This window comes from Paenibacillus campi, assembly GCF_034659835.1.
Lineage (GTDB): Bacteria > Bacillota > Bacilli > Paenibacillales > Paenibacillaceae > Saccharibacillus > Saccharibacillus campi.
In genome coordinates this window covers 140,335-161,923 of record NZ_JAXSQZ010000009.1, presented here as the reverse complement: position 1 = coordinate 161,923, position 21,589 = coordinate 140,335, and the positions used below count along the sequence as shown (strand labels likewise).

Genomic DNA, 21,589 nt, shown 5'->3' with positions numbered 1-21,589 from the left:
GATATTTAAATGTTACATAATGACTTTTAAGCGTATTAGAGAATCGGCAGTGCGGCGAGCGTTTCATCGGTTTGGGCGTTTTGTTTAATCCGGCTCAGCAGTCGATGCAGTACGACCCGTTCATCTTCAGCGATACCGTCCATCAGATTGCGTCCGGCTTCTTCCATAATTTCACAGACGGCTGGTTCCAGCTTGGCACCTGCGGGAGTTAGGTAAATTTTAAAGCAGCGGCGGTCGTCGGTGCAGGTGATTTTACGAATAAATCCTTTATTTTCCAGATTGGACAGCATACGTGTAATATTCGTTTTGTCTTTGCCGAGCCGTTCACCGATTTCATTTTGCGTCAGACCATCCTTTTTCCAGAGCAGCATCATTACAAATGTTTGCTCTGGCGCGAGGTTGAATGGCGCTAGCTTTTGTTTAATATAACCTGCGATGGCGAGTTGCACATCGCGAATGAAGACGGTATAACTCTTTTCTACGTCATATGGCATAACATTCACCCTTATTTATTAATCGCTGGATTCGTTAGTACGTATATGCAAACTCGTAGGCTACGAGATGCACTTCACTACGGGAAGGAAATAAGGGGGAAGGACGGATTTCAGTGTTTGCGACTTTCAAACACGGGGCGCAATGAAAAAAGGTTTCTGCGTAGCAAAATACTTTACCTTTTTTGAGCACGGGAATCCATCTTCTCTCCCACTTCTTAGATTCCTGTGCGAGACGGAAGTCTGTCCCCTTGTTTTGTACCGCAGTAGTGGATGCCTCAACCTACCAGGTTTGCGTACACGTCTAGCGCTGACTGTTCAGTTCTGTTTATGATCATTTTGCCGTCTAATCGCTTATTATGTGGTGCTGTAGTAAGATGATCGTCTATTATAATCATCGTACAAATCAAGGGAACAAATCAAATGTACTGTAATACTTGGAAGCCTGTATGATACCATTACCTACATACCTACATACCTACATACCGTACGTATGCAGCCTATTACGCTGACCGTTTTAACTATAACTATATTATATAGTTTGTTCTTGCCTAGATTTCCGCTATGAATAAGGAGACAGCACGGATATAAAGCCAATCTTGAAAGCAGTCAAGATACTATATGCATACGAGTGGGTATAGTTGGTGTAGCAACCTTTGCTGCAACCGCTGTATGCTGTTGCAAAGCATAACTTAAACTGTATCAAGGCGTTGAATCGACGTTAGACTATCACTTTTACCGAAAGCTGTCAACGAGATCAGCGCACGGAGAGAAGCGGAAAAATGATTGGAGTGTTTTCATTATTCTCTGTAAACTCTTGAGGCAGGCACGCAAATTCGGATGATGCAAACGGTGGTTGATGTTCCAACACGCCATGTTTGCCTATATGTCCTAGCTAAAGCGTATTAAGCGAAACGGCAAGCTGCAAAAATGTAATGTAAGCGGTAATATTCAATGTGAAAGTTTCATTTTCATCTTGACATTGTTCGACACAAGGTCTATTGTAATTTTTGTGAGCTTGGCTGTCACAAAAGAGACACAATGGCAGATTGACTTTATGACGATGCTTGGATATTTGATATGTATTTTAATTTATATGAAATGGATACGAGATGGATATCTAAGACGAGCATTCGTTTATTTTTTTGTCGATATAGTTGCTATATCAACCGTATACTGTAGGCAATTATTATGTTTGTACGATAACTAGCCCATATGCCAGCAGCATCGTTTGATGCTGGATAGAGAAAAGGGATAGGTACATTTTGGAGGAGAAACGATATGGAAGCTATGACATTTGTGTTGTTTGGTTCAACCGGGGATTTGGCAAAACGCAAAATTTTCCCTGCTTTGTACAACCTGTATGTGGATCGCAAAATGCCGGAAGCCTTCTCGATCATTGGATTGGGCCGCAAATCATTTAATGATGCGACATTCCAAACATATGTCGAGCAGTCGCTGCAACAATTTTCCCGCAATACACCGAAGGATCGCAAGACCGTTGACGCTTTCCTGCGTTCGATTCGCTATCATATTTTGAATGTGGATGATACAGCAGGTTATCAAGAGCTGCTGAAGCTGGTGGAGCAACGTGAATCCGAGCTGAATATCCCGCAAAACCGTATGTTTTATATGTCGGTCGCACCGGAATTTTTCGGCGTGATCGCTGACAATATTAATGCAAGTGGTCTAGGTAACACGACCGGCTGGAAACGCCTGATCATTGAAAAGCCATTTGGACATGATCTGGAATCTGCACGTCAACTGAACAAACATCTAAGCAAAACATTCGCTGAAGAAGAAGTGTTCCGTATCGACCACTATTTAGGTAAACCGATGGTGCAAAATATGGAATCGTTCACGTCTGCGAATCCGGTCATTCAGTCGCTGTGGAACAATCGCCACATCGCTAACGTACAAATTACCGCTTCCGAAGTCGTCGGCGTAGAAGAACGTGCTGGTTATTACGATCATACCGGAGCGATCCGCGATATGGTGCAAAATCATATGCTGCAAGTGCTGATGATGACCGCGATGACGCTGCCGGGCGGACATACAGCCGACGATGTACGCTCCCACAAAAAATATATCGCCAAAGCGCTGCGTCCGATCGCCAAAGAAGATGCCCATAAACATATCGTGCGTGCACAATATGATGCTGGTGTCGTATCCGGTCGTGAAGTGCAAGGCTATCAAGATGAGCCGGGCATCGAGCTTGGTTCCAATACCGATACATTTGTGGCGGCGCGCATTTGGGTAGATGATTTCTCTTGGGAAGGTGTGCCATTCTACATTCGTACCGGTAAACGGATGAAAGAGAAATCGACTCGCATTGTGATCGAATTTAAAAATACGATGCAAAACAGCGAAATTTGTGTCGATTGCGACGGTCAACCGAATATGCTGACGATTAGCATCAACCCGGACGAGAAAATTACGCTGCAACTGAATCGTCGCAACGTAAAAACCGGTGTGTTAGAGCCGATGACATCAGAGTTTGTGATGGGTACGGACAATGATCCGGAAGCGTATGAACTACTGATCGGTGATGCGCTGAACGGTGACGGTACATTTTTCGCTCACTGGGATGAAGTTGAACTGTCCTGGCAATGGGTGCAGCCGATTTTGGAAGCTTTTGCCGACAATAGCCTGCCGCTGCATGATTATGCTGCCGGCACCTATGGCCCGCAAGCGTCTGACGCATTGCTTGCCGAGCAAGGTTTCCGCTGGTTGGGCGATCAAAATGCCGCGCCTGTACGTGCCGGTGTCGCCGCTGCGCGTTAAGTGAAAGTAGCTGTTCTTGTATAAATGAATGGTTGGCTTACGCTCTGGTTAATGATAAACAGAGCGTATTCACCATGCCTGCAAAGCCGGATAAGTGGCTTTGCAGCATGCCAGACTGTGCTAGAATGAATAGCATTAGTAGCTTGTCTTGGATGACGATGTGGTGTAGCTGTTATATGTACACTTAACCCGTATGCAAATGATTTCAATACGTACTTTATTTGTGCTGAAGACAAGCTACTGGGACTGGCGATAGATGAAGTAGACAAGCTAGAGATAAAAAAGGGATATTCCATCCCAAACACACGGAGGGCTATACTATGAAAATCGGTTTGATTGGCTTAGGTAAAATGGGTATGAATTTGGCGCAAAACTTGATGGATCACCAACATGAGGTTGTCGCTTTTGATTTGAACAAAGAAGCGGTAAAAGAAATTACCGGTCTTGGCGCACAAGGCGTCGAAACGATTGCCGATATGGTGAGCAAGCTGGAAGCGCCACGCATCGTCTGGGTGATGGTACCACACGGTGTAGTCGATTCTGTACTGGGCGAGATCGCTCCACTGCTGTCCGAACACGATATCGTAATCGAAGCAGGTAACTCTCACTACAAAGAATCCGTACGTCGCTACAACGAAATGAAGCAAAAAGGCATCCATTACATGGACGCAGGCACATCCGGCGGTATGAGCGGTGCGCGTAACGGTGCTTGTTATATGATCGGTGGCGATAAAGAAGCATGGGCTGTCGTTGAACCGATCTTCCGCGACACCGCTGTTGAAAATGGCTATTTGTATGCCGGTGAAGCGGGTAGCGGTCACTACTTGAAAATGGTGCACAACGGTATCGAGTACGGTATGATGGCAGCGATCGGTGAAGGCTTCGAAGTATTGGAAAAAAGCCCGTACGACTTTAACTACGAAAAAGTCGCTCGCGTTTGGAACAACGGTTCTGTCATCCGCTCATGGCTGATGGAACTGACCGAAAATGCATTCGCTAAAGACGGTCGCCTGGAAGAAATCCAAGGCATTATGCATTCCTCCGGCGAAGGCAAATGGACGGTAGAAGAAGCGATGGACTTGCAAATGGCAACACCGGTTATTGCACTGTCCTTGCTGATGCGTTATCGTTCCCTTGATAACGATACATTTACAGGTAAAGTCGTTGCCGCACTGCGTAACGAATTTGGCGGTCACGCGGTAGAGAAATCGAGCAAGTAATTTATAAATGCACAAACGATCTTTGGTATGATCGCTACGTAGCGACTATTTAAATCTAATCTAACTACAAAAGAGCTGCAAACCTGGCACGAATTCGGGTTTTGCAGCTCTTTTGTGTATGTAATCTCCATTTCTCTCCTTCCGCCCTCACCCCAATTTTATTTTTTAGCTCTCGCTCCAGCTCCTAATTATATTTTGTGCTGTAGTTTACATTCTTGTTTGAGTCTGTAAGTACAGTTGCAGCAACCCATATCAGTCTGCTAAATCTAACAAATTAATGCACGAGCAAGTGATTTTTTTCTGAAAACCTACAAAAATATGAAAAACTATTAGTATAACGTTGACGTTAACGTTAAATAGTTGTAATATATTCATATAAGATATGTAATTATTTAAATAAAGAATGGAGTGAGACCATGACATTGTACAAAATCGATGAAGTTGCCAGTGCATGCAATCTGACCAAACGAACGATTCGGTACTATGAGGAGATTGGTCTGCTGTCCCCACAACGCAGTGAGGGCAATACCCGCTTGTACACACAACACGATATCGATCGGCTCAAAAAGATTATTAGTGCACGCGATGTGCTTGGCTTTTCGTTACAGGAGCTGCACGGCTATATCGAAATCGTCGAAGTGCTCAAAGGACAGCGCGAACGCTATCGGAATATTACCGATCTGGAAGAACGCAGGCAGCAACTGGAACAGATCGATAATACGCTGGGCAAACAACTTGATATGATGGAAAGCAAAATTCGCACCATTTATAGCTTCAAAGCAGAAGCAGAGCAGCTGCGTCAGCAAGTACGTGACGGTATGGAGAGGCTGGGGCGTGAAGCAGCAGCGCATAGAGAACTATAACAGTAAGCAAACAATACGAGGAGGACCATACGATTATGAGTACGAAAACAGCTTCAATTAAAGAGTTACCTCATCAGGGCGGGTTGCTGTCACAGCCGAAAGCGGTGTGGGCGGTTGCTTTTGCCTGTGTGATTTCATTTATGGGTCTTGGTCTAGTTGACCCGATTTTGCCGGCGATTGCGAAACAGCTTAATGCAACGCCGAGTCAAGTATCGCTATTGTTTACTAGCTACAATCTGGTAACCGGTCTGGCGATGCTAATCACCGGCTTTGTGTCTAGCCGGATTGGGGTCAAATGGACGCTGCTGAGCGGCGTTGTGTTAATCGTTATTTTCTCAGCATTGGGCGGGATGTCTGATACGATCGCTCAAATCGTCGGTTTCCGTGGTGGCTGGGGGCTTGGCAATGCGCTCTTTATTGCGACCGCATTGTCCGCGATTGTCGGTCTGTCCACTTCGGGTACAGCTAAAGCGATTATTTTGTATGAAGCAGCACTCGGTCTCGGTATTTCGGTTGGCCCGCTGCTCGGTGGTGAACTCGGTTCGATCTCTTGGCGTGGCCCGTTCTTCGGTGTGAGTGTATTGATGTTGATCGGATTTGTATTTATTTTGGTAATGCTACCTAAAATTCCGAAGCCGAAAACACGCAGTTCGCTATCTGATCCGTTTAAAGCATTAAAATTCCCGGCGCTCAAAACATTGGCGATTGTTGCCTTTCTGTATAACTTTGGCTTCTTTACGTTAATGGCGTATTCGCCGTATGTGATGGGTTTGGATGAGCACGGTCTTGGTTATGTATTTTTCGGTTGGGGTATTTTGCTAGCGATTACGTCGGTATTCGTAGCACCAAAGCTGCAAGCGCGCTTTAATCTCGCCGGCTCAATGGGTGTGATGTTGACGCTATTTGCACTTGATCTTGTGTTTATGGGTCTCGGTGCGGCGCTCGGTTCGCCAGTACTCGTTATTGTCGGTGTAATCGTCGCCGGTATTTTCCTCGGTATTAACAATACGCTAATTACGACTGCGGTGATGGAATCGGCTCCGGTGGAACGTTCGGTCGCATCGGCGGCATACAGCTTTGTTCGTTTCCTCGGTGGTGCAGTATCGCCGTTTTTGGCAGGGAAGCTGGCGGAATGGTACAACTCGGCAACACCGTTTTATTTTGGCGGCTTAATGGTATTGATCGCTGTCATTGTACTGGCTGTCCGTCGGCGCCATCTGGCAAGCATCGATGTATCGCATGGACATTAATAATGTATACAAACGAATGAATGGAGGACGAGTTCATGTCAGAAGTACACGGAAATTTAGCATATGAGCGGATACTTATCGCTGTGGACGGTTCTGAACATGCACAGCGTGCCTTGGAGCATGCGGTAACATTGGCGCAAGCCATGCACATAGCACCGCATTTGACTGTGCTGCATGTAAATCCGACGATGATGGTTGCCGAGCCGCCGCTTGGCGTGGACATCGGTCAACGTTTGGATGAGGAAGGGCGCGAGGTAACAGAGCCTTATCGTCAGTATCTGGATACAACCGGGGTGGCGTACGATGTGCGTTATCATACCGGTGATCCGGCAACGGTCATTTGTGATATAGCAAACGAGCACAGGAGCGATCTAATCGTGATCGGGACGCGTGGCATGAGCACGATGTCAGAGTTGTTTCTTGGCAGTGTGAGCCATAAAGTGATTCAACATGCGCATTGCCCAGTGCTAACGGTGAAGTGAAAATACGTTCGGTATGGATGTGCATTTGAATCGTAATTTTTGTATCGTTTCAATTAGCAAACAAGCATGAATAGATAAGCGAGCATAGCTGTTAGCGTATCGTTGCTCATACGTATGTACAGAGAGGCAATTGCACAATGCTTAGTTCGATTGTACTCGGTTCAGCTGGCATGGATGTTTGTTATAGGCGTACAACTAAAAATTAGCCAGCAGTAGCAGCTTGAATCCGGCGGAGGATAAGCGGCTATTGCTGGCTTTGTTGTCGTTTATTAGGTAGTGACCATTGCGTATCTATTTGTATTAGCCTATAAGTTTATAGATAAAACCTATAAAATGCCGTGTCCAAAATGCATAAAACTACGCGTTCCGACATGCTTATACGGTGCTCGATTACCTTAAACAAGCTGGATTATAAATTTTGCTACAACGAAATGACAATTTTTACTGCCACTGGCTTTCGCAAGTGAATTTGTCACTATCATGTCAGCTCACACTGTAACTTGCACTTGTTCGATCGCACTGCGTATTACATTGCAAGAATGCTCTAGCTGGCGTTGTTCGTCTTCGTCTAGCCGCAATTCGATCAGTTCCTGAATGCCATCGCCGCTAATGATAGCCGGTACGCCGGTACATACGTCCTTTTGTCCATATTCGCCGTCCAAAATGGCAGAGACTGCGATAATCCGATGTTCATCGTACAAGATGGAGCGAGCGATATGAGCGAGTGCGTTGCCGATCCCAAACTGTGTATGCCCTTTGCGCAGGAAAATTTCCCAGCCTGCATCACGCGTTTTGAGTGCGACATCGTCCATGCTTAGTTCAGGGAAGCGCTCGGCATGCTGTTCCAAAATATGCAGCAACGGCTTACCGCCGATCGTTACGTGCGACCAAGCGACAAATTGGGATTCGCCATGTTCGCCTAGTACATAGCCGTGTACGCTGCGTGGGTCGATGGAGAAAATGTCCGACAAAATCGTTTTTAGACGGGAGGAATCGATCGATGTGCCGGTGCCGATCACGCGTTCACGTGGTAGCCCGGAAAATTGCCATGCCAGATACGTAACGACATCGACCGGATTGGCGGCAATAATCAAGATGCCATCAAATCCGCTTGCCATAATCGGATCGATAATTTCCTGTGTAATGGCAGCCGCTTCATGCAAAATCGTCATCCGGTTTTGTCCTGGCTTCGGATTAGCGCCTGCGGTAATGATAACGATATCCATATCACCGCAATCGGCAAGTGCACCTGCATACACTTTAGTACGATGTGAGGTAAAGTCCATACAGTGTGACAGGTCAAGCGCCTGTGCGACCGCTTTCTCATGCGTACGCCCTACCATCATAATTTCGTCAGCGATCGACTGGTTGATCATGGAATAAGCGCAACCTGCACCGACCATTCCAACCCCAACAATGGCTACTTTTCTGTTCTTTCTGCCCAAATGCACAGCCTCCACTCTTTATAAATTTCACGTTACCCGTTGGCATTCAGGCAGCAGCCAGCCGGTAATCGGATCGATAACTCCACGATACGACAAATGAAGCGATGTTAAAATACTTTCCACACTTGCCATTATACATGCTTTTTAGCACTGTGTAACTGTTAAATATGTCATGTAAGTTAACTCTTTTGCTATGAATAACTGTATGTGAAGCTTTAAAGGTTTTTACGTAGCAAAATAACCTATATAAGTAAGCAGCACATAGATCACACAGGATAGTTATAGTGGATAACATATGTATAAGCGATGCTACTAGCAGCAGTATTATCGCTAATAGCAACGATCGTGAGCATACTTCAAAGTCAGTTTGCCAGCAGGATGTCATAAATAGGCAGATTGGGGTAAATAATAAAGTGGGCTGGAGTTATTACATGGTCGCGCGCTCATAGGGGATAGATATATTCCCTGATCGCTTGACTAGTAGCTTGTCTCAAATTTATTCAGGGATTGCGTTCGTCTGAATGCTGCACGGTTCAAGCAGAGTTCAGATGGACGAAACCTTACATCTTCTTGAGACAAGTCACTAGTACCTTGACCAAGTTCAATGTTAATTTTGACCATGCACTGGAATCCTGATAAATAATAGCTTGTTCCAGCTTCCACACTTAAATTAATCTCGGTCAGAGTAGTAGTAGCTTGTATCCAATACATTTACAGTTTATCGATCTAACCATTGCTTGCTGATGAATAGGTTAAGGTACGTTCAAACACAATTTCTATTTGAGACAGACTACTAGTAGCTTGTGTTAAGTACCTTTACAGTGTGTCGATCTAACGATCGCTTGTTGATGAATCGATTAAGGTACGTTCAAACACGATGTTTACGTGAGACAGCTTACAGTAGTTTGACCGCGTTAAATTAAGCAGTTTGCTATTGTATAGCAGCGATGTGCTCAAGCTACGATTCCAGTGTATGTTTCGTAAGAGGTAGTCAGTCAGACACTGAATGTAAGCGGGTTAAGGTACTATGAAGAAATGAATAACAGCAATTATAGCTAAGGAGGAATGCACAATGGCAGAACAATTTAATGAATATTTCGCGCTGGCAAGTCGTCCGGAGGGGACACCTGCGTTGGAACATTTTACAGTGAAAAAGGAAGAACTGAATATGCCGGACGACGGGCAATTGCTCGTTAAAACGTTGTATGTGTCGGTCGATCCGTATATGCGCGGACGGATGAAAGACGCCAAATCGTATGCGGCACCGTATGCAATCGGTGAGCCGATTACGGGTGGCTCGATCGGACGTGTGCTGCATAGCCGTGCGCAAGGATTTGCCGAGGGCGATATCGTCGTTGGCGGCTGGGGCTGGCAACGGTATGGCATTATCGATGGCAAAAGCTGCCGTCGCATTGATCCTGAACTGGCACCGATCACTACCGCACTCGGTGTGTTAGGCATGACCGGACTGACCGCTTACTTTGGCACATTGCGCATCGGCAATCCACAGCCAGGCGAAACGCTAGTCGTATCCGGTGCTGGCGGTGCGGTTGGCATGGTCGTCGGTCAGATCGGTAAAATCAAAGGCGCCCGTGTCGTCGGTATCTCCGGCTCGGATGAGAAAAATCGCTATCTTAAAGAAGAACTCGGCTTTGACGAAGTGATCAATTACAAAACCGATCAGCCACTGGCACAGGCGCTTGAGCGTGCTTGCCCGGACGGAATTGATGTGTATTTTGACAATGTAGGCGGTGACATTACCGATGCGGTCATTCCGCTGCTTAATCGCAATGCACGCATTCCGCTGTGCGGGCAGATTTCGCTTTACAATCAAGAGCAACCAGAGCTTGGGCCACGCATTTTGCCGATGCTGCTCACACGCACCGTTTTGCTCAAAGGATTTCTCGTAGGCGACTATGCTGCCGAACAAGAGGAAGGATTGCATGAACTGGGACAATGGGTACGCGAAGGTCGTTTGAAATATCGTGAAAATATTATCGACGGTTTCGACCACATTCCAGAAGCATTTATCGGATTGTTCAGCGGCGAAAATCTCGGTAAGCAGCTTGTGCGTGTAGCTGAGGAATGAGAGAAGTTAAACCTATACTAATACTGTGCTGACAATCAAAAAACAAAAAGCTAAAGTCAATTCACCGATGCCTGTAAAGACGCTGTTAATGTACAGTAGCCATGTTACAAATCGGAACTGAGCTTTAGCTTTTTTGTTGTATAGTATATCGACGCATCATCAACTGCCGAACTAAGCTTATCCAACCGAGCGACCGGATTCAACCTGTTCGCGAATGGCGCGGTATTTACGATACATATCGAGGCGCCAGTGTAGCAGCGTACCAAAAGCAAGAATAAAAAACACACCTGCCGTCTGCGGAATCGTAATGTAATGCTCGATAAAGCGGTGCAACAGCAGACGAATAAGCAGCAGCCCAAGCAAAATGAACAAAAAGCTTTTCGAGCGCTGAACGACCACATCGGTGCCATTATGCTCAAAACGTGTACCGCGAATGAGCGGATACGAGAAAATAAACCACCCGATCAAAAATGCCCCGACTACCCATAACCACGATACGCGAAAATCCGGCACGACAAACATAAAAAAACCGGTGCTCATACCGAGTGGCGGAATCAAAATCTTTTTGGCGTTTACAGGTCTATGATTCGTACGTGAGCGCACCAAAATCGCCGTCAAAGCGATCACGAGCAGTCCGACGGTCGAACCTATTTGTAAAAAGGAGGGACTGAATTGTAGCATAATTGTCGTAAAACCCCTCTCCATCATGTAAATTCAACTCCATATGTAGGTAGTATACCATATTCATTGTTTTGCGCATCGTGCAGCAAGCTTAAAATTTATATATTTTGCAAAACGTTTGCTCGTATCGCGAACGTATAACAACGCCAATTGTCATCCATTTATGTGTGAAACGCGAATAAGAGATGACATTCGCGGTTAAAAATCCATATAAATATGAATATAATGAATAGTAAGAAGTTATTCGTCCAGATGTGTAATATATGGGTACAGTTTAAGTTTATTCATGGGATGGATGATTGTGGTAATATACAATAGTTATTGTTTTAAACGATTTCAATATGATGTGAAAAGTACGAAGTTTGCGGAATTGTCGTATAGACATGGATGACGGATCATTCCGATGATCCGCCGATATGTGGCACAAAGCGACCGAAAACTGACGGATGCGGAGGCGGAAGGAATGACGGATAAGAAAATTTTGATTGCTGAGGATGAACCAGCGCTGCGCTTTTTGCTTATGGAAACGCTTGAGGATGAAGGATACGACATGACCGAAGCGGAGGATGGACAGCTTGCCAAAGATCGTCTCGCTGCAGCGGAATACGATCTGATTGTGCTTGATTATATGATGCCGGAAGCGACAGGCATCGAAGTATGCGAATGGCTGCGTGCCAGCGGCAATGCCAATGCGGACAAGCCGGTCATTTTGCTGACTGCGAAGGCGCAGGAGCAGGATCGTTTGCGAGCGCAACAGGCGGGTGTGACATTGTTTATGTCCAAGCCATTTAGCCCGCTCGCGCTGATCGATGCCGCAGAGGAGTTGCTGGCAGGGGAGGGCGCCTGATGCAAACTGGCGGTCTTGCTCGGCGTGTGACCCGCTGGACGATCATTGCCTTTTTGATTTTTGGGTTGATTATTTTCGCGGTCGAATGGGTGTTTAAGCAACAAGTTACCGCTATTAATACCGGCATTAATAACCACCTGAACCAGCAAAATCGATTGCAGACGATCGAGGAATCGTATCGTTCGGCAGTATCGAATTTTCGAGCCTATCTTGCTTTTGATGCTGCTAATTTTCGGGTGCAGGCAGATGCGGATCGAGATCGCTTTTTGCAGGAGTTGGAGCAATATCGGCTTGATTCTGCCAATCGCACCGACAATAAAGATGCGATTACTGAGCTGGATGAGCAAAGCCGAGCCTATTTTAGTTATTTTCCGCTAATTGAAGGCTATAAAAAGCAAGGACAGCAAGCTGAGATTGAGCGTACGTCACGTACGATTACGACGCCGCTCGTACGCTCGGTCAATGCCGGACTAGATGAGTTGATCAGCAAGGAACGCGCGGAAGTGAATCGGTTAATGACGCAAAGTCAGCAGCTGAATTCGATCGTGCTGTTTATTCCGATTGTGTTTATCATGCTCGGTCTGATTGCGGCGCTACTGCTTGTGCGCTATTTGCGTAAATCGATGATTGAACCTGTTACCCGTCTGGAATCGGCGGTACGCCGGATTAGCAATGGCGAATATTTACAGGTGGAACAAAGCCGTTCGGCGGACGAGATTTCTAGCTTGATTAACGGCATCAATCATATGTCCGATCAATTGTGTGAACGCGATCAACAGCATGAGCATAGTTTGCAACAATTGGAGCAGCAAAATGACGAGATGGAAGCGCAAAATGAAGAAATTTTGGCGCAACAACATGAACAAGCGGTCATTTTGGAAAAGTTAACCGAGCGTGAAACACAGTTGCAGTTGATCAATTCGTATCAGGAGAAGTTGACCGGGTTTAGCAGTATGGGGGATTTTTTGGAACATAGTTTGCGTGCGTTAATGCAGGCTACCCATCATGATGCAGTGATGCTCGTCGTGCGCGATCAGAGCGAGTCAGCCCGTCCATTTCGGATGGTGTATGCGGTCGGTTGGCCACAGCATGATACCGAGCGCCGTGTGGAACAATTGTATGGCCCGGCGCTGGAAGTGATAGAGGAGCGCCGACCGGTCGTGCGCAGTCGCTCACTGAGCGGTGAAGAAGTTGGTCTGCATCAAGGATATGAGCGTGCAGATGATCATTATTATCCGCTGTTTGATGAACATATGCAGGCGATCGGGTATTTGCTGTTTACGACGTATGGCAGTCTGGCGGTTAATATTAAAGACCGTATGTTGACCGAAGGCTTAATTAATCAATTCGGACTGGCATATCAGGCGCAGCTTGCTGGAGAAGCTCGCCGCAAGCAGAGCATACGCTTGGAAGAATTGAATGCCGAGCTGGAAACGGAAAAGTTGATGATCAAGCAGCAGCGGGATACGGTACAGGAAATTATCGATTCACTGCATGAAGGTTTGGTGCTGTGCGATCATAACGGGATCATTTCGTTTTGCAATGCACAGGTGAGTGCGGTATTGCCGGATTTAAAAACCGGTGCTTCGATCGATAGTTTGAATGCGTTTCTCGATCAGCAACATATGGGCAGCTACAAGCTAAGCGAGCAGGTGTTGCATGCGATTAAGCAACATCTGAACAATTGGAAAACACAGTTCAGTCTGCGTGCGCGTGACGGTAGTATTCATCATATGGAAATGTATATCAATGTAATTACCGGCGCTGATTTACAACAATACCATCTGCTCGTGCTGCGTGATCGTACCGAAGAAGAACAGGCAAACCAGCTGAAAAATGAGTTTGTCAGCATCGTATCGCATGAATTGCGGACGCCGCTGGCGAGCATTCTCGGTTTTGTTGAGATTTTGCTGAACCGTGAGGTCAAGCCGGAGAAGGCGAAGCGCTATATGGAAACGATCCATCGTGAAGCGAATCGTCTGTCTAACTTGATTAACGATTTTCTTGATTTGCAGCGGATGGAGTCGGGCAAGCAGACATATACGCTCGTTCCGTTTGATCTGCGCACGATCATTGGTGATGTAGCGGTACAATGGGATGGCAAGCAGGAGCATCATGTGTATACAGAGTTGCCGGAACGGACGGCATTGGTGCGTGCTGACCAAGACCGTATTACCCAGGTGATGCACAATCTGATCAGCAATGCGATCAAATATTCGCCAGGCAAAGAACGGGTCGATGTACGACTGCGTGAGCAAGGGAATCATTGGCTCATTGAGGTGCAAGATTACGGATTGGGCATTCCGGACGAAGCGAAAGATAAAATGTTCAGCAAGTTTTATCGGGTCGACAATTCCGATCGCCGCCAGATTGGTGGTACCGGTCTTGGGTTGGCGATCGTACGCGAAATTTTGAACGATCTTGGCGGCGAGATTACATTTGAGTCTACGCTTGGTGCAGGCAGTATATTTACGGTACGACTGCCCAAGCTGAATGTGCCTGTGCTGGACAATCATATTGTCGTGATTGAAGACGAGGAGAATCTGTCCCGCCTGATTGCCGCTACTTTTGAGGAGCAGCAATATGAAATTTTGACGCTGAACAATGCCGAAGAAGCGCTGCTTGGCTTACAACAAGTAAAACGCCCACCATTGCTCTGTATCGTGGACATTCATCTGCAAGGGCCCCAAAGCGGCTGGGATTTTATTACCGCCTTGAAAAGTAATGCGTTAACCCGTGACGTACCGGTAATCGTCTCGTCGGCACTGGATCAGCCGCAAGATTTTGCCGAAAAGGTAGATGAGAAATATTTGCAAAAACCATTTACGGTTGAGCGTTTATTGGAACTGGGCGTATCGCTAATGGGTGAGGAAACCCCAACCATGCGCACCGATATGATCTTGCCAAGCGGCGATCAGGATGCACAGTTAGTACAACAAGTGTTGCAGCGTAGCGGTCTCGGTGCTGCTGAATTGAAGCTGGTCGACGATGTAATCAAGGTCGATCTGTTAGGCGACAGCTTTAACGATAAAAGGTGAACGCGTCCATTCAGCCGGTGTACTCGCTTTTTACATGAACGTATAGCATCATGCTTGTTGTGGTGATTAGTGTTTTATCTCCCAATAAAGGAAATCGCATCCTGACTATCGAATGTGATGCATGCAAGCTTATAGCGTAGCGGCTAAGCTATTTCGATATCGACAATCTATTTTATTTATACAGGGCTGTATCACATGTGCCGCTATGGCAGCCGGGGAGGATGTTATGGACAAATACCAGCGGTTATTTATAACGCAAATGAAGGACAAAATCAAAGCTGCGACCACATCCGGGCAATCTAGCAGTGAAGCGGAATTGTATCGATTACTGCATTCCGCCAAAGGTACGGCAGGCACAATCGGACTGGATGATTGGTTTCGTGCCGCTTCCAAACTGTTGGAACATGTTGAAGCGGAAAGCACCAAAGTATGGAATGCTGCACAAGCGCGTGAACTGCTGGCACCGCTCGCTTTTTTGTTGTTAAACATTGCGGATGAGCCGGAAGGAGAACAGACGGCAGAGCAGTCGGAGATGACTGAAGCAGCAGAAGTGGAATTGCCGCCGTATAAGGGCACCGTGCTTGTTGTCGATGATGATCTAAGCCTGCTGCTTGTCATTAAAGAGCATTTGGAGCGACTTGGTTATATGGTGCTTGCCACGTCGGATGGCGAGCGGGCGATGGAACTGTTTTACAATATGAAGCCGGATTGTGTCGTACTCGATATTATGTTGGACAAACAAAACGGCTTGGACATATTACAAGAAATGCAGTCTCGCAGTGAGCAGTATTTGATTCCGTTTATCGTTATGAGTACGAATCGTAACCGTTCAACCCGAATTCGCGCATATGAATTAGGTGCGGATGATTTTATCGGCAAGCCATTTAATATGAATGAATTTGCGGTGCGGGTGAAACGACAAGTGTGTCGCCGCTTGCAACTGAACCGTTTGCTAATGATGGATGAGCTGACCGGGGCGTACAACAGTACTTTTTTGGCACAGGAACTCGTTCGTCAATTGCAATTGCAGCTGGAACGACCACAACCGGCGACATTGACGTTGTTCGATCTGGACAGCTTCCGTTATATTAATGAACGTTTTGGTTATACGGAAGGCGATCGGCTGTTAAAGTATTTCTCCGATCTGGTCAAGCAGGCGCTTGGTCCGCAAGATATTTGGGCGCGCGATCGGCATGATCGTTTTTATTTGTTGCAGCCGGGAATTGGTGAGAAGGAAGCTTCTTCTTTTGCCCGTCAGTTGTTAGAACGGCTTGGACAGGATGAACAAGCAGGACTGGACGGATACCATTTATCATTTTCGGCTGGTGTGCTTGAGCTTAAGCCGGGTATGACGGCAGCTGTCTGTTATGACCAGATGATGCGCATTGTAGCGGAAGCGAAGCGCAGTCGCGAAGGGGTTATGATCGTTCCTGAACGACGTAGAACGGTGGAAAACGGACAGGCGACGCGCTTGGTGGAGATGATGCTGGATGCGGCTACGTATTTCAAACAGCATCATACCGAGCTGAACGAGACAGGTGCAGCTGAATCCGTCGCCGCACCAGCGCCAGTCAGCGCCGAGTTTGCCAAGCCAGTCCCACCACAAACACAATCCTCTCGGCAACAGGAACAGACAGCTACGCAGCGCCAGCAAGCGGCTAAACCGGCTACGGCATTTGCCCAGGACGAGCACGATTATTTGTCATTAAAAAAAATGAATGATCTGATCTCATCGTTGTCTTCCCGTCTCAAAAGACATGAATCCGCTCGTTCATCATGGTTGGATCATGATGACGATGATAATGTTACCGAACCGATGACTACACAGTCTTCAGCGCCTGTACAGTCAGAAGCGCGGTCGCAATCGCCGTCTGCTCAGGTTCCACCTGCTGCTGACGATAGTAGAAGTGCTGCTCAAGTACTGCCTGCTGCTGACGATAGTAGAAGTGCTGCTCAAGTGCCACCTGCTGCTGACGATAGTAGACGTGCTACTCAAGTGCCACCTGCTGCTGCTGACGATAGTAGAAGCGCTGCCCAAGTACCGCCTGTTTCTGCCAGCAACAGTAAGCATGCTGGCACAGCCGCTCCGTCTGCACCGGTATTTCGTGCCGATACGATTCGTGAGGTGACCGCGCGGGACGGTTCGGGTCGACGGCTGGAATGGGTAGATCGCGATGAAAAGGCGTTGCTGAGCCAACAGACTGTCGAGATTCAGCAAGCGCCTGTGCCGCCGGTTGACATTAGCGTTTGGAGACTGGCGATTATCGATGATGATGATCTGATTCGCAATATGCTGACGAAGCGTTTGTCGGCATTGCAAGCGGAGCATGAGCTTGATATTCGCGCCTTTAGTGATGGCGAGGAATTTTTTAGTGATCCGTGGCATGGGGAGGATGCCAAATATTTGCTCATATTGGATCGCATGATGCCACGCATGAACGGCATGGAAGTGCTACGTCGTTTGCGCAGCTCCAATCGGCGCAATCGGTATACGGTGCTCATGTTAACCGGTGTAGGCGATGATCGTGAAGTGGCGGATGCGATCAGTGCAGGTACGGATGATTATTTGACCAAGCCGTTCAGTGTAGTGGAACTGGAGGCGCGTATTCGGCGGTTGCTAGGGAGGATGAAAGCATGATGACGCTGGATACAAACGAGGCACTGCTCGTGTTTATGGTGCTAAGCGCGTGTATGCTGTTGCTGTTATGTTTACTATATGCGTATTTGGCGTATCGCAAAGCAATGTACAATAAACGGCAGCTTGCTGTCGAGGAAATGGTGCGTGAGCTGGAGCAGCCGGATTCGCCGTTAGAAGCATATTTGGCGACCGGTGAAGCGTCACGGCGTCTGTCCACACGCGAGCCGTTTCGGATGGAAGCGGTACAAGAGGCGTTGCAGCATCGGTTATCGATCAGCAATACGCCGGAGGAACGCAAGCTCATTTACGAATTTGCCGAACGTTATTTCTCTGCACATTATCGGAAGACGCTGCACCATCGGCGCTGGAGTACACGTATGAATACGCTGCTCTGGATCGAGCAGTTTCGGATTCGCTCGTTAGAGCCGGAGCTGCTAGGCTGGATGGAAGCGCCGCGCTGCACGGATGAGGAATATTTTCAAATTTTGCGTATTTTGTCCAAGCTGAACAATGAGCGGATCGTGGCTGTGTTAAGTGATAATGAACATGAGCTATCAGAAAGTCAGTTGTTACAGCTTATGTTGCCGCTCGGTCAGCAATTGTTCGACGAGCTGCTTGAGCGCTTTGATTTGTTGCCGCAGCGTGTTCGATACAGTTTGCTCGATGCGTTGCGCATTAACAATATTCGTTCTGCGGCTGTGCTGTCGCTGCTGGAACGTCAGCTAGGCAGCGAGGACGGTGAGCAGCGCATTCGGACGCTCAAAACGATTTCCAATTTTGGATATATGTCACCTGAAGCGACACACAAGCTTGTGGAGACGCTGGAAGATGAGCATGATCACCCTGAACGCGCTGCATCTTCGTGGCCGGAGCGCTTAATGCGTGCCAGAGTGATGGGCAATATACAAGAGGATGTGTTTGTGCCCTATTTGTTAGAGATGCTAGGCGATTCTTCGTATCGAGTACGACAGCAGGCAGCCGATTCGCTGTCCGGTTACAAAAATGGACTGGAGCTGCTCGGAAAAGTAGCTGCCGGTGAACATGCGGACCGCTATGCACGCGAGATGGCGGAGGAGACGCTGGAAAGGAAACAATATGAACGCAACCTGGCTTGAGTGGATCGGTACGATTTTTGAAATCATTAATATCATTATTGCGGTGTATGTCGTGGTCGTCAGCCTCGTCTATATCGTGCTCTTTTTCGTTGCGGCACGTAAGCTGAATCGGGAAAAGGATGTCAACGAAAGCCAGTATGAACAAGTGTTGCAGGAAGAACTTGCGCCGCCGTTATCGATTATCGTGCCTGCGTATAACGAAGAATTGAACATTGTATGGAGCGTACGTTCATTGCTTGGTATTAACTACAAGCAGTTCGAAATCGTCGTCGTTAATGATGGCTCCAAAGACCGCACCGCACAACAACTGATCGATGAATTTGATATGGTGGAAATTAAAAGTCGTGTGCGCTGGTCAGGATTAGGCAAAGAAACGAAGCCGATTCGCGGCATCTACCGTTCGCTTCAGCATAGTAATCTGGTGCTGGTCGATAAGGAAAATGGCGGGAAGGCGGATGCGCTAAATGTCGGCATCAATGTGTGTCAGTATCCGTATTTTGCTTCACTCGATGGCGATACGGTACTCGACCAAGATGCGTTTATCAAAGTGATGAAGCCGATTATGGATGCCGGGCAGGATGAGGAAATCGTTGCGACCGGCGGCAGTGTCGGTATCGCCAACGGCAGTTATGTAGATAGCGGCTATTTGAGCCGAGACAGTGTGCGGCTGTCGCATAAGCCGCTTGTCGTTATGCAGGTGATCGAGTATTTGCGCGCGTTTCTGATGGGGCGGATCGGGCTAAGTCGCTACAATCTGCTGCTGATCGTATCGGGCGCATTCGGTATTTTCAAAAAAAGCTGGGTAATCGAGGTGGGCGGTTATGAAGTGAATACGATCGGTGAAGATATGGAGCTGGTCGTACGCCTGCATCGCCGTATTCAAGAAAAGAACAGCAAAGCCCGCATCGTCTATGTGCCTGATCCGGTTTGTTGGACAGAAGCGCCGGAGCATGCCAAAATTTTGCGTCGTCAGCGTACACGTTGGCATCGCGGATTGTTTGAAAGTTTATGGAAAAATCGCAAGATGATGCTTAATCCACGCTATGGCAAAATCGGCATGATCTCGATGCCGTATTTTCTGTTCGTTGAGCTGCTTGGGCCTGTAGTGGAATTGTTCGGGATCGTGACCGTGCTAGTCGGCTTGTTTCTCGATACGATCGATATTCGTATTACGCTTATTTTGGCATTGCTCATGTTGTTGTATGGGTCGTTGTTATCGATGGGAGCGGTGCTATTTGAAGAATGGTGCTTTAAACGGTATAAACGGGTCAGTGATTTGACGCGTCTGTTTCTGTACGCATTATCGGAAACGTTTTGGTATCGCCCGTTGATGACGCTCTGGCGCTTTGAAGGGCTCATTCGTATCGCGGCACGCAAAAAGCATAGCTGGGGCGATATGGCGCGCGGCGGTGTAATGAACTCCAAAAAACCGGATAATCGCGCAGATGGAGGTGGCACATGAAAGGCAGAAAGGCATGGACATTTTGGCTCATCCCGCTGCTGATTGTGGCGCTGCTGTTAACGCCGTGGGTATGGTGGGAAGTAAAGCCGGCTACGCCTCTGCAAGTGACGATCCTCGATAAAACGGTGCCCAATACGACCTATCGGGAGCATAAAGGATTAGTTTGGCTACTCAATCAGCAAAAGTATACAAAAGCCGATGGACAGCGTTATGACTATACGACCGATTATTATGGATTTTTCCCGCAAAATAATGAGCAATACAAAGTGACCGGATTGCCGCAAAATATGCGTAATACCGATATGATCTATGTCGCCGATACGTATGGCGTTGAAAGGGCACAATATGGCAAGACGGCTGACGGCAGCAGCGTCGGTACGGATGATGGCGATCTGTCACAAGGCATGCTGTATGGCGGGCTTGATTTGTCGGATGTGCAGCGTATTCGCACCGGTGTGACCGAGCAGGGCGTGAAGACGCTGATCGCGGAGTTTAACAGTCTGGCGACACCGACACCAGCGAGCGTGCGCAATCAGATGTATCCGCTGCTCGGGGTGGAGTGGACGGGCTGGACAGGGCGTTATTTTGGCGAGTTGGCGCGTGGCGGTGAGGTGCCAGCATTTCTGACTGGTGACGGCAGCGACCCGAATCGTTGGCCATATACCGGGCGGGGTGTCGTGCTGGTGAATGAGGATGGACGTGTCGTCGTATTGCAAGAAGGCAAGCAGATCGGAACGGAGGGCGTGCAGACGGTGCTGACGACGCAAGGGAAGGCGCTGCTCGGCTCTGATCCAACGGTGCGCTACAATTACTGGTTTGACATTATGAAGCCAGCGGCACGCACCGAAATTTTGGCGAATTATGATCTTGGTTTGACCGCAGACGGCAAGCAAAAGCTGCAAGAGGCAGGCATTGGCGATACGTTCCCAGCGGTTATTCGGCAGCAGCATGCGACGTATACATCGTATTATTTTGCCGGCGATTATGCCGATCATGATCAATATCCATTTTGGCGTCGTTATGCAGGCTGGGAGACGATCAAACGTTGGTTCACGCTCGATCAGCCTGGCAGTGAGGATGCGTTTTACTGGCATCTGTATGTGCCGATGATGAAGGCGATTTTGACGCAAACTGTTGCTGCGGAGCGGCGTTAAATGAGCATAACAATGAATGACAAACAACCC

General features: G+C 47.6%; 15 protein-coding genes. 12 read left to right on the top strand and 3 right to left on the bottom strand.

Translation table 11 applies throughout. The features are described from left to right. Positions 1-35 precede the first annotated feature (35 nt). A complete protein-coding gene (locus U1I11_RS18740) occupies positions 36-494 on the bottom strand; it encodes a MarR family winged helix-turn-helix transcriptional regulator (RefSeq protein ID WP_322907658.1) in 459 nt (152 codons plus the stop codon). A gap of 1,278 nt (positions 495-1,772) precedes the next feature. Here U1I11_RS18740 and zwf point away from each other — a divergent pair. The 5 genes from zwf (at position 1,773) to U1I11_RS18715 (ending at position 7,090) form a co-directional block, all read left to right on the top strand. Further along, positions 1,773-3,275 carry a glucose-6-phosphate dehydrogenase gene (zwf, locus tag U1I11_RS18735; RefSeq protein WP_322907657.1) on the top strand — a complete coding sequence of 501 codons (1,503 nt, stop codon included), beginning with the start codon at positions 1,773-1,775 and terminating at the stop codon, positions 3,273-3,275. 320 nt (positions 3,276-3,595) lie between these two features. After that, a complete protein-coding gene (gnd, locus tag U1I11_RS18730) occupies positions 3,596-4,495 on the top strand; it encodes a phosphogluconate dehydrogenase (NAD(+)-dependent, decarboxylating) (RefSeq protein ID WP_322907656.1) in 900 nt (299 codons plus the stop codon). 416 nt (positions 4,496-4,911) lie between these two features. After that, on the top strand, positions 4,912-5,358 hold the full coding sequence (locus tag U1I11_RS18725; protein ID WP_322907655.1) for a MerR family transcriptional regulator: 447 nt from the start codon (positions 4,912-4,914) through the stop codon (positions 5,356-5,358). A 35-nt stretch (positions 5,359-5,393) separates the two neighbouring features. Then, positions 5,394-6,608 carry an MFS transporter gene (locus U1I11_RS18720; protein WP_322907654.1) on the top strand — a complete coding sequence of 405 codons (1,215 nt, stop codon included), beginning with the start codon at positions 5,394-5,396 and terminating at the stop codon, positions 6,606-6,608. Between the two features lie 35 nt (positions 6,609-6,643). After that, entirely contained in the window at positions 6,644-7,090 is a 447-nt protein-coding gene (locus U1I11_RS18715; RefSeq protein ID WP_322907653.1) for a universal stress protein, read from the top strand. A gap of 488 nt (positions 7,091-7,578) precedes the next feature. On the opposite strand, the gene U1I11_RS18710 is transcribed toward U1I11_RS18715, so the two are convergent. Next, positions 7,579-8,535 carry an L-lactate dehydrogenase gene (locus U1I11_RS18710; protein ID WP_322907652.1) on the bottom strand — a complete coding sequence of 319 codons (957 nt, stop codon included), beginning with the start codon at positions 8,533-8,535 and terminating at the stop codon, positions 7,579-7,581. 1,072 nt (positions 8,536-9,607) lie between these two features. Here U1I11_RS18710 and U1I11_RS18705 point away from each other — a divergent pair. Next, positions 9,608-10,624, top strand: coding sequence for an NADP-dependent oxidoreductase (locus U1I11_RS18705; protein WP_322907651.1), 1,017 nt, complete (start codon positions 9,608-9,610; stop codon positions 10,622-10,624). A 177-nt stretch (positions 10,625-10,801) separates the two neighbouring features. Here U1I11_RS18705 and U1I11_RS18700 read toward each other — a convergent pair whose 3' ends face one another. Further along, the gene (locus U1I11_RS18700) at positions 10,802-11,305 is read right to left on the bottom strand and encodes a CcdC family protein (protein WP_322907694.1); all 504 of its coding nucleotides are present in this window, start codon (positions 11,303-11,305) and stop codon (positions 10,802-10,804) included. A 463-nt stretch (positions 11,306-11,768) separates the two neighbouring features. Here U1I11_RS18700 and U1I11_RS18695 point away from each other — a divergent pair, with 463 nt between their 5' ends. The 6 genes from U1I11_RS18695 to U1I11_RS18670 all read left to right on the top strand — a co-directional run bounded on the left by U1I11_RS18695 (position 11,769) and on the right by U1I11_RS18670 (position 21,559). Beyond that, entirely contained in the window at positions 11,769-12,152 is a 384-nt protein-coding gene (locus tag U1I11_RS18695; RefSeq protein WP_322907650.1) for a response regulator transcription factor, read from the top strand. Beyond that, entirely contained in the window at positions 12,152-15,190 is a 3,039-nt protein-coding gene (locus U1I11_RS18690; RefSeq protein ID WP_322907649.1) for an ATP-binding protein, read from the top strand. The genes U1I11_RS18695 and U1I11_RS18690 overlap by 1 nt, the downstream gene beginning before the upstream one ends. A gap of 226 nt (positions 15,191-15,416) precedes the next feature. Next, complete coding sequence (locus tag U1I11_RS18685; protein WP_322907648.1) at positions 15,417-17,828, top strand: response regulator; 2,412 nt, start codon at positions 15,417-15,419, stop codon at positions 17,826-17,828. After that, positions 17,825-18,943, top strand: a complete 1,119-nt coding sequence (locus tag U1I11_RS18680) for a HEAT repeat domain-containing protein (RefSeq protein WP_322907647.1) — start codon at positions 17,825-17,827, stop codon at positions 18,941-18,943. The genes U1I11_RS18685 and U1I11_RS18680 overlap by 4 nt, the downstream gene beginning before the upstream one ends. Next, positions 18,924-20,405 (top strand): glycosyltransferase family 2 protein, encoded by a 1,482-nt coding sequence (locus U1I11_RS18675; RefSeq protein ID WP_322907646.1) that lies wholly within the window; start codon positions 18,924-18,926, stop codon positions 20,403-20,405. Before U1I11_RS18680 ends, U1I11_RS18675 begins: the two co-directional genes overlap by 20 nt. Then, a complete protein-coding gene (locus tag U1I11_RS18670) occupies positions 20,402-21,559 on the top strand; it encodes a hypothetical protein (RefSeq protein ID WP_322907645.1) in 1,158 nt (385 codons plus the stop codon). The genes U1I11_RS18675 and U1I11_RS18670 overlap by 4 nt, the downstream gene beginning before the upstream one ends. The last annotated feature ends 30 nt before the right edge of the window (positions 21,560-21,589 follow it).

Bases quoted from the DNA above. Each gene is read 5' to 3' on its own strand.
- U1I11_RS18700 (WP_322907694.1), bottom strand. From the start codon at position 11,305: ATGCTACAATTCAGTCCCTCCTTTTTACAAATAGGTTCGACCGTCGGA.
- U1I11_RS18680 (WP_322907647.1), top strand. From the start codon at position 17,825: ATGATGACGCTGGATACAAACGAGGCACTGCTCGTGTTTATGGTGCTA.
- U1I11_RS18725 (WP_322907655.1), top strand. From the start codon at position 4,912: ATGACATTGTACAAAATCGATGAAGTTGCCAGTGCATGCAATCTGACC.
- U1I11_RS18715 (WP_322907653.1), top strand. From the start codon at position 6,644: ATGTCAGAAGTACACGGAAATTTAGCATATGAGCGGATACTTATCGCT.
- zwf (WP_322907657.1), top strand. From the start codon at position 1,773: ATGGAAGCTATGACATTTGTGTTGTTTGGTTCAACCGGGGATTTGGCA.
- U1I11_RS18695 (WP_322907650.1), top strand. From the start codon at position 11,769: ATGACGGATAAGAAAATTTTGATTGCTGAGGATGAACCAGCGCTGCGC.
- U1I11_RS18685 (WP_322907648.1), top strand. From the start codon at position 15,417: ATGGACAAATACCAGCGGTTATTTATAACGCAAATGAAGGACAAAATC.
- U1I11_RS18670 (WP_322907645.1), top strand. From the start codon at position 20,402: ATGAAAGGCAGAAAGGCATGGACATTTTGGCTCATCCCGCTGCTGATT.
- U1I11_RS18705 (WP_322907651.1), top strand. From the start codon at position 9,608: ATGGCAGAACAATTTAATGAATATTTCGCGCTGGCAAGTCGTCCGGAG.
- U1I11_RS18720 (WP_322907654.1), top strand. From the start codon at position 5,394: ATGAGTACGAAAACAGCTTCAATTAAAGAGTTACCTCATCAGGGCGGG.
- U1I11_RS18690 (WP_322907649.1), top strand. From the start codon at position 12,152: ATGCAAACTGGCGGTCTTGCTCGGCGTGTGACCCGCTGGACGATCATT.
- U1I11_RS18675 (WP_322907646.1), top strand. From the start codon at position 18,924: ATGAACGCAACCTGGCTTGAGTGGATCGGTACGATTTTTGAAATCATT.
- gnd (WP_322907656.1), top strand. From the start codon at position 3,596: ATGAAAATCGGTTTGATTGGCTTAGGTAAAATGGGTATGAATTTGGCG.
- U1I11_RS18740 (WP_322907658.1), bottom strand. From the start codon at position 494: ATGCCATATGACGTAGAAAAGAGTTATACCGTCTTCATTCGCGATGTG.